At 65.8% G+C, this 7,916-nt stretch carries 8 protein-coding genes and 1 tRNA gene; 5 read left to right on the top strand and 4 right to left on the bottom strand.

All coding sequences use genetic code 11. The annotated features are described in order from the left end of the window. The coding region (gene recA, locus V6D00_08040) for a recombinase RecA (protein ID HEY9899117.1) at positions 1 to 879 on the bottom strand (879 nt) is incomplete at its 3' end. Between the two features lie 288 nt (positions 880 to 1,167). On the opposite strand from recA, the gene V6D00_08035 reads away from it, so the two are divergent. Beyond that, positions 1,168 to 1,347: a hypothetical protein gene (locus V6D00_08035; protein ID HEY9899116.1), complete on the top strand. Its 180-nt coding sequence runs from the start codon at positions 1,168 to 1,170 to the stop codon at positions 1,345 to 1,347. A 1-nt stretch (position 1,348) separates the two neighbouring features. Here V6D00_08035 and thiL read toward each other — a convergent pair whose 3' ends face one another. Next, on the bottom strand, positions 1,349 to 2,374 hold the full coding sequence (gene thiL / locus V6D00_08030; protein ID HEY9899115.1) for a thiamine-phosphate kinase: 1,026 nt from the start codon (positions 2,372 to 2,374) through the stop codon (positions 1,349 to 1,351). Between the two features lie 124 nt (positions 2,375 to 2,498). Between thiL and V6D00_08025 the strand changes: the two genes are divergently transcribed. The 3 genes from V6D00_08025 to V6D00_08015 all read left to right on the top strand — a co-directional run bounded on the left by V6D00_08025 (position 2,499) and on the right by V6D00_08015 (position 4,980). Further along, the gene (locus tag V6D00_08025) at positions 2,499 to 3,476 is read left to right on the top strand and encodes a hypothetical protein (GenBank protein HEY9899114.1); all 978 of its coding nucleotides are present in this window, start codon (positions 2,499 to 2,501) and stop codon (positions 3,474 to 3,476) included. 77 nt (positions 3,477 to 3,553) lie between these two features. Then, positions 3,554 to 4,843, top strand: coding sequence for a C39 family peptidase (locus tag V6D00_08020; GenBank protein ID HEY9899113.1), 1,290 nt, complete (start codon positions 3,554 to 3,556; stop codon positions 4,841 to 4,843). Between the two features lie 65 nt (positions 4,844 to 4,908). Then, a tRNA-Val gene (locus V6D00_08015) sits at positions 4,909 to 4,980 on the top strand. A gap of 101 nt (positions 4,981 to 5,081) precedes the next feature. Here V6D00_08015 and V6D00_08010 read toward each other — a convergent pair. Continuing rightward, the gene (locus V6D00_08010) at positions 5,082 to 5,633 is read right to left on the bottom strand and encodes a hypothetical protein (GenBank protein HEY9899112.1); all 552 of its coding nucleotides are present in this window, start codon (positions 5,631 to 5,633) and stop codon (positions 5,082 to 5,084) included. Between the two features lie 686 nt (positions 5,634 to 6,319). Here V6D00_08010 and V6D00_08005 point away from each other — a divergent pair. Next, positions 6,320 to 6,643, top strand: a complete 324-nt coding sequence (locus tag V6D00_08005; GenBank protein HEY9899111.1) for a thioredoxin family protein — start codon at positions 6,320 to 6,322, stop codon at positions 6,641 to 6,643. Positions 6,644 to 6,797: 154 nt separating this feature from the next. On the opposite strand, the gene V6D00_08000 is transcribed toward V6D00_08005, so the two are convergent. Further along, complete coding sequence (locus V6D00_08000) at positions 6,798 to 7,817, bottom strand: pirin family protein (GenBank protein HEY9899110.1); 1,020 nt, start codon at positions 7,815 to 7,817, stop codon at positions 6,798 to 6,800. Between the last annotated feature and the right edge of the window lie 99 nt (positions 7,818 to 7,916).

Below are 7,916 nucleotides of genomic sequence, written 5' to 3'. Positions count from 1 at the left end.
GTCGCCGTAGCTGAACCACGAGCCGCTCTTCTTGACGATCTCGTGCTCGACGGCCATGTCCAGCACGCAGCCCTCGCGGCTGACGCCCTCGCCGAACATCAGGTCGAACTCGCCGACCCGGAAGGGGGGGCTGACCTTGTTCTTGACGACCTTGGCCTTGACCCGGTTGCCGATCTCGACGCCGTCCTTCTTGAGGGTCTCGATGCGGCGCACCTCGATGCGCACGCTCGAGTAGAAGCGCAGGGCGCGGCCGCCGGTGGTCACCTCGGGGTTGCCGAACATGACGCCGATCTTCTCGCGCAGCTGGTTGATGAAGATGACGACGGAGTTGCTCTTGCCGATGCTGGACGTCAGCTTGCGCAGGGCCTGGCTCATCAGGCGGGCCTGGAGGCCCACGTGGCTGTCGCCCATCTCGCCCTCGATCTCGGCCTTGGGCACCAGGGCCGCCACCGAGTCCACGACGATGATGTCGACCGCGCACGACTTGACCAGGGCGTCGGCGATCTCGAGCGCCTGCTCGCCCGTGTCGGGCTGCGAGACCAGAAGGTTGTCGATGTCCACCCCGAGACGACGGGCGTACTGGGGATCCAGGGCGTGCTCGGCGTCGATGAAGGCCGCGATCCCGCCCGCCTTCTGGACCTGGGCGACGACCGTGAGGCTCACGGTCGTCTTGCCGCCCGACTCGGGACCGTAGATCTCGACGACGCGGCCCTTGGGCAGGCCGCCCACCCCGAGCGCGACGTCCAGGGGCAAGATGCCGGTCGGGACGCACTCGACCCTCATCCGCGCGCTGTCCCCCAGCTTCATGATGGCGCCTTTGCCAAACTGCTTCTCGATTCCGGCGAGCGCCAGCTCGAGGGCCTTCGACTTATCTGACATGGAGACTCCTTACGTCGGGAGAAGATGGAACGACGTGCGGGCGCGGCCGCAAAGGCACGCCACGGGCAACACGCCATTGTAGCACGCACTTAGCGAAAGCCCGAAAGCGCGCCATCAGGCGCATCCAAGCAAGGGTTGTTCAAATTCACCATACCGCTCGCCCGATCCTTGGCATTCCCGCCCATAGGGCCCGAGCACGCGGAGGCTTACCATCGACTCGTTACAAATCGTCACGAAACGATCCGTATTTCCCGCCAATCCCCCTCTTCACGATAAAGGAGCGCGGCGATGATCGAAGCAGAAGTGCAACGCAACGACGAGATCCTCATGCAGCGGACCTACTACGAGCCGTCGCTCAGTCTCGAGATGGTGCTCAAGCAGCTCGAGATGTACATCGTCGCCGAGCAGCTCAACAACTCCGCCGAGTGCCTCCTGAGGGTGCGCTTCAGCAACCTCTCCAAGCCCTAGCTCAGCCGAAGTGCTGGAACGTGCGCCTCGGCTCGAGGCGCACGATGCGGCCCAACGCGTCCTTCAGGCTCGCTCCGGCCTCTGCGGCGCGGCAACGGCCCACCACCGTCCCCGCGCTCTTGCTCGAGGCGATCGCCTCGAGCACCGCGCTGACGCTCGCCTGGGAGCAGGTGAGGACCAGGTTGTAGTCCTCGCCCCCGTACAGGCCCCAGTCCAGGGGGCTGACCCCCGCCGCGCTTGCCGCCGAGCGGGTCTCGGGGCTCAGGGGGATGGCCTCGGCCACAAGCTCCAGGTGCAGGCCGTTCGCGCCCGCCAGCCACAGGACCGAGCGCGCCAGCCCGTCGCTGTTGTCCATCAGGGCGATGCGATCCCCCAGGGCCGAGAGGGCCCGCCCGACCTCCACCTGGGGGTCCGGGCGCCGGTGTGCGGCGAAGAGCGCCTCGCGCGCCGCGAAGGGCAGGACCTCGGAGCGCTCGGGATGCTCCAGGGCCCACAGCCCCGCCGCCGACACCCCCACCGGGCCGGTCACGATCACGGCATCGCCGTCCTCGGCGGTGGTCCGCAGGAGGGGACGCTGCGCCTCTCCGACCACCGTCACGGCGATCGTGACGCCGTCGCTCGAGCGCACGGTGTCCCCGCCGACGATGAACAGGCCGTAGCGCTCGCAGAGCGCCCGGGCACCGCGGTAGAAGGCCTCGACCCACTCCAGGGGGACCTCGGGAGAGAGCGCCAGCGACACCGTCGCCCAGCGGGGGACCCCGCCCATGCCGGCGATGTCCGAGACGTTGACCGCCATGGCCTTCCAGCCCAGATCCCAGGCCGGCGTGGTCGAGCGGCGAAAGTGCACCCCCTCGACGAGCAGATCGGTGGTGGTGAGGGCCGCCAGGCCCGTGGACACCTCGGTCACGGCGGCGTCGTCGCCGATGCCGACCCACCCTCGGGGCAGGACGTGGGGCCCGACCACCCGGGCGATCGCGGCGATCGCGGCGTCCTCCCCCGCGCCGCCGACGGTCTCATCATTTCCCATGCGCGCCTCCCCTTCCCGGGCCCTGCCCGCTTCTTCAGCTTCACCCAAGATTAACCTATACTTGGGTCAGTTTTTCCCTCCTTTCCCGATAACTCCCAGGAATCACCCTGAACGGAGACGCCGCATGGCCCGAAGCCTCGCAACCTTGATCGCCGCTGCCGCCCTCACCGGGTGCGGCGCGAACGGCATGCAGGGCGCGCCCCTCGACGGCGCGACGCCGCAGGTCGCCTCGGGCTGGACCTCGGTCAAGGTCGCCCCGCACGGCTTTGAGCCCTGCCTCGTGGCGCGCAAGGCCGGCGGCTACGCCATCGCCTACGCCACCGACAAGCTGGGCGATCGCCACGTCTACTTCACCGCCTCGCCCGACGGCGATCGCTGGACGCCCCCGGTCGCGGTGGCCAAGGGCCCCCTGAGCGACGAGGCCCCCGCCCTTTGCGAGGACGCCTCGGGCGAACTCCACCTCTTCTTCGGCTCCAACCGCGACGCGCGCTACGCCGTGTACGAGGCGACCTCGACCGACGGCCAGGCCTGGAGCGCCCCCGAGGCGCTGAGCGCCGAGATCAAGGACGACCAGGACGGCAACTTCCCCTCGATCGCGCCCTTGCCCTCGGGCGGGCTTGCGATCGCCTACGAGACCTACTCCGGCATCCGCTTCCGCACCCGCAGCGCGAAGGGCGAGTGGAGCAGCGGCGAGACCGTCGCCACGACGGCGGGCGCGCCGGCGCTTGCCGCCGGTCCCGACGGCAGGATCACCCTCGCCTACATGGCTTACCAGAAGCTGTACGTCCGCAGCCGCAGCACCGTGGGCGCCTGGACCGCCCCGACGGCGCTCGCGGGCGGTCCCTGCGAGACCCCGGCGCTCACCTCCGACGGCCAGGGCGGCCTCTGGATGGTGCACACCCAGCAAACGGGCGAGTTCTGGAACCTGGCCGAGCGAACCTTCACGGGCGGCCGCTGGGGCGAGGCGATCGCCCTCACCCTCGGGCAAACCGATGACCAGGCCCCCTCGGCCCTCCTGCTCCCCGGCGCGAAGCGCGCGGTGGCCTGGGGTTCGAGCAAGGACGGAAGAGCGAGCGGGCTTTACTTCGCACGATCGCAATAAATCGGCAAAAAACGCGCAAGGACGGGGCATCCCGAGGGTATAACAACAGAGCAAGGGAAAGGATCAGGAGCGAGCCAATGGCCACCATGCTTCAACCGACGATGCCGAACAAGCGCCTCCTGGGCGAAGTCCTCGTCGACGGCGACTTCATCTCCCACTCGGACCTCAGCCAGGCCCTCGAGAGTCAGCGCGAGACCAACGAGCGCCTCGGGGAGACGCTGCTGCGCCTGGGCGTGCTCTCGGAGATGGAGCTCAAGGCGGTCCTTGCCAACCAGGCCGATCTCGACAGCCCCGACGCGATGGAGTCGGCCGAGGGCGTGCGCCATCGCCTGGGCGACATCCTCCTCAAGGCCAAGCGCGTCCAGCCCCGCCAGCTCGACCGCGCCCTCGAGGAGCAGAAGCGCACCAACGAGAAGCTGGGCGAGGTCCTCTTGCGCTTCGGCGTCATCACCGCCGCCGAGCTGGACGCGGTCCTGACCTGGCAGCAGGACGCCCACGCGAAGGGGGCGACCGCCGTCAAGCTGATGCTCGGCGAGATCCTGGTCGCCACCGACGTCATCAGCCGCGACGACCTCAAGGGCGCCCTCGAGGCCCAGCGCCTCACCAAGAAGCAGATCGGCGAGATCCTGGTCGACGGGGGGCTGGTCAAGCCCAACCAGATCGCCCAGGCCCTCAAGATCCAGTCCAAGCTCTTCTCGGCCGCCCTGGTCGCCATCCTGGCCGCCGGCGCCCTCACCGGCTGCGGCGTGACCGCGCCTGGCATCGACGCGACCAACAACTACGGCAACAACCAGCACGGCGCGATCGTTCAATTCAAGGGAACGCCGGTCCAGACGGTCCAGAGCGCCGACCAGCAGCACAAGGTCACCATCTACCAGAACGGCGCCCACGTCATCGACAACGTCCCCTTCTTCCAGCAGAACTCGCGGGACAACACCTGCGCGCAAGCCGCCTCGGCGGTGCTCTTCAACTACTGGGGCATCGACGTCTCGTACCAGCAGGCCGTCAACGAATCCAACCGCTTCAACCTGGGCACCACCCCCGCCACCGCCCAGAGCTACCTCAAGAGCAAGGGCCTGAACGTCCAGCCCTACCGCAAGGGGACCGTCGACTTCATCAAGTCGCTCGTCGACCAGGGCCGCCCGGCCATGGTGATCCTCGACTACGACGGCGCCGTCCACTGGGTGGTGGTCGTCGGCTACAACGACACGACCAACCGCATGATCATCCACGACAGCATCAGCGGTCCGCACACCACGATGAGCATGGACAGCTTCACGAACAAGTGGAAGAACAAGACCATGACCGGCATCCCCGTCGTGGGCGGCCAGAACTACGAAGGGGTCGTCTTCGACGTCGCGAAGTAAGACGCCGAGCAGGCTTGACTTACGTTATGCCTGGGTTATAATGGGAAAACCTCGAAAGAGGCCCTGGGCGTATAACTCAGCGGTAGAGTACTACCTTCACACGGTAGGAGTCACTGGTTCGAATCCAGTTACGCCCACTGAAAAGCCAGTTTGTTGTACAAAGCAACAAACTGGCTTTTTCTTATGCAACTTAATTCGTCTGGGTCCAGTGTTCAGGTCAGTCGACTCCTGGGGCAGGTCAACCACGATTGAACCGTTCACGGAACTCCTCAAACTTGGCCCGGCCGTTTTCCCCTTCCGCCCAAGCCTCGAGGCTCGCGAGATCAATTTCATCGGGAATCGCCTTGGCCACAGCCAAAGCTTGACTGAGCCCTGATCGATCATTCCAATGAATGAAGGCTGCTAACCGATCCTTGACGGAGTCCGTGGGATGCAAGACGTGCAAGATCCCCTCGGCGGATTGCACGGTTCGCCAGCCGGTTAGGAGTTCGCGCCCCACAGCGAGCGGACCCGGCGGAAACTCGATGGGATAGGGGCTCTCCGGGTGCCGGTAGCAGTCCTGGTCGACGCGGAATCCGATTGCGCCTAGTTGATGCTCCACTGCCTCCCGGGCGCGAGTGTTTCCGAACCGCACGGCAACGAAGTCGATGTCCGAAGATTGATATGCCTCGGGGGCATAGTAGGTAGCAGCACTTCCGCCCGTAAGGACCGCCGTGATCCCTGCGCGTTCGAGTGCCGAGCAAACAGCCATCGCGACCTCGAACAGCGGTGTTTTTGCGTTGATGGTCATACGAGCTTCCGGCGCTGAACTGGGCGCGTGCGGTGGCCGGCTGCAAGCGCATCAAGCTCGGGCTCGCCTCGCGATAGGCGAGCCAACAAGGCCCGCAGCTCCTCGACAGCATAGAACCGAGGGTTCAAGGCAACCAGCCGAGTGCGCCCGCGTTGGCGCGAGGCGACGATCCCCTGGCCTTCTAGGTCAGATAGGATGCGTTGCACCGAGTAAAGCGGTGCCTTTAGCAAAGTGGCCAGCTCGCTTGGATACGACTCTTCAAGAAGCCCTAGGAGTATCAACACCTCCGTACGCCTCCGACTGCCGAAGAGCTCCTGCTGCGCGGTAATCATCGCCACCTCTTTTACCACTAGATAGTGGTGATAATACCACATTTTACTGGTATTGAAACCACTTTCTGTTGGTACTAGGCGAACCCTCGTCGGTATTGAGAAACAGCGACATCAAGGGGCGCTTGTTCCTGTCCCGGTGGGACCTACTTCAAGTTCGTGGGCAGGGCTTACAACAGCAAGCATCCTCACAACATGCGGATGATAGTTCGAAACTCGCCCAGCCAGGCCCACTAAAAGCCAGCTTGTGCCGGCCTTATTTTCGGAAGGGGGCAGGTCAGCAGGCTCGGTGATGGGCATGATAGAGGAAAGAGGGTGAGGCCAGCAGGACGACCCGGTACGGAATTGGACGTGACGATGAAACGATTCAACAGCACAGGCGAGATCGATGCGGAGATCGCGCAGTCAAGGCTGCATGTGCTCTACGTCTCCGACGGGGCCTGCTCCGTCGCAGAGGCGGTCTGGCCGAAGATCGAGGCCCTCCGCGCGAAATTCCCTGAAGCAGAGATGTCCTTCGTTCTGCTCGATGACCTCCCGGAGCTTGCCGGCCGCTTCTCGATCTTCACGGTGCCGGTGGTCATCGTCCACTTCGAGGGCAAAGAGGTCTTGCGCCAGGCGCGGATTCCGCAACTTGGAGCGCTTGAGCAGACGCTCAAGCGCTTTTCCGAGTTCATGGAATAGCCCCAGCGGCCCCTCTGGTCCATCCGACCCATGCGGCCTGCCTCGTGTTTTTCCGTCTAAGCACCTATTGCCTGAATCGAACGTCTGCCTGCGTCCTCCCCGCCCCACCCGGGGGCGGGGTATCAAGCGAACAACTAGTTTCACACCGACCTGCTTAGACCGGCCGCTCGATACGACCCTCCGGGTAGCGGGCAAAACGACCGGCATCCCGGGGATGAACCGGGTCGTCCGACGGCCAGGGCCAGCCCCCGAAGGCGGTGGCCCGGTAATCGGCGTAGGCCTGCTGGATGTCTTCGGAGGTCGTTCCCACGAAGGGACCGTACTGCGTCACGGGTTCGCCGATCGCTCGCCCCTGAAGCAGGAGCAAGCGACTCGCGTCGGGGCCGGCGATGAGCTCCAGGTCGCTATCGGGGCGGACCCGCACGCCCGAGGCGGAAGGAACCGGGATGCCCGAGACGTGAAGCCCCGATCCACCGAAATAATAAAGCGTTCGGTTCACCCCCGGCTCGGCGGCGGGTAGCTGCCACCTCGCCCCCGGCTCCATCCGGATCGACCAGATCGCGACGTCCGCCTCATCGCGGGCCGCCCAGGAGTCCGGCGGCGGAGCCGGCGAGCGGCGATCGCCGAGCTCGCCCGCGATGAGGAGGACCTCGGTCCGCTTGCCCTGCGCGTCGAGCGCGACCGAGGTCGGGATGGTCTCGCGCCACAGCATCTTGAAGTGCGGCTCGGCCATCTTGCTGGCGCGCGGCAGATTGAGCCAGATCTGGAAGAGCTCGAGCGGGTTAGGACCATGCGGATCGAGCAGCGGAAACATCTCGGAGTGGACGACGCCCCTTCCCGCCGTCAGCCACTGCACGTCGCCCTCGCCGAAGCGCGCCGTGGCGCCGAGCGAGTCCGAGTGGTCGACGAAGCCCTTCAAGACGATCGTGACGGTCTCGAAGCCCCGGTGAGGGTGCCCGGGGAATCCCGGCACGACGTCGCCGTGGTACATGCTCCAGCCATCGCGCCCGGCGAAGTCCTGGCCGATGTCCCGGCCGTGCAGCGACGCCGCCGGCCCCAGCCGATCATTGCCCGCGGGATAGGCATCGTCGTGATGGACGCAGAACAGGAAGGGATCCGGGGTCTGCCACGGCATCCCCAGCGGTAGCACTTCGAGAATGGGATCCTCGGCCATGATGAAACGAAGCCTCCTTGGCACCACGACGCTGAGCGCCCTCCATGATAAGCGACATTGCGTCGCCGATCATGGAGGGCGCGAGGTAGACCTTGAAGG

It is taken from the genome of Pantanalinema sp. (assembly GCA_036704125.1).
GTDB lineage: Bacteria > Cyanobacteriota > Sericytochromatia > S15B-MN24 > UBA4093 > JAGIBK01.
The sequence above is the reverse complement of the archived record's forward strand: the minus strand, read 5'-3'. Positions and strand labels throughout refer to the sequence as shown.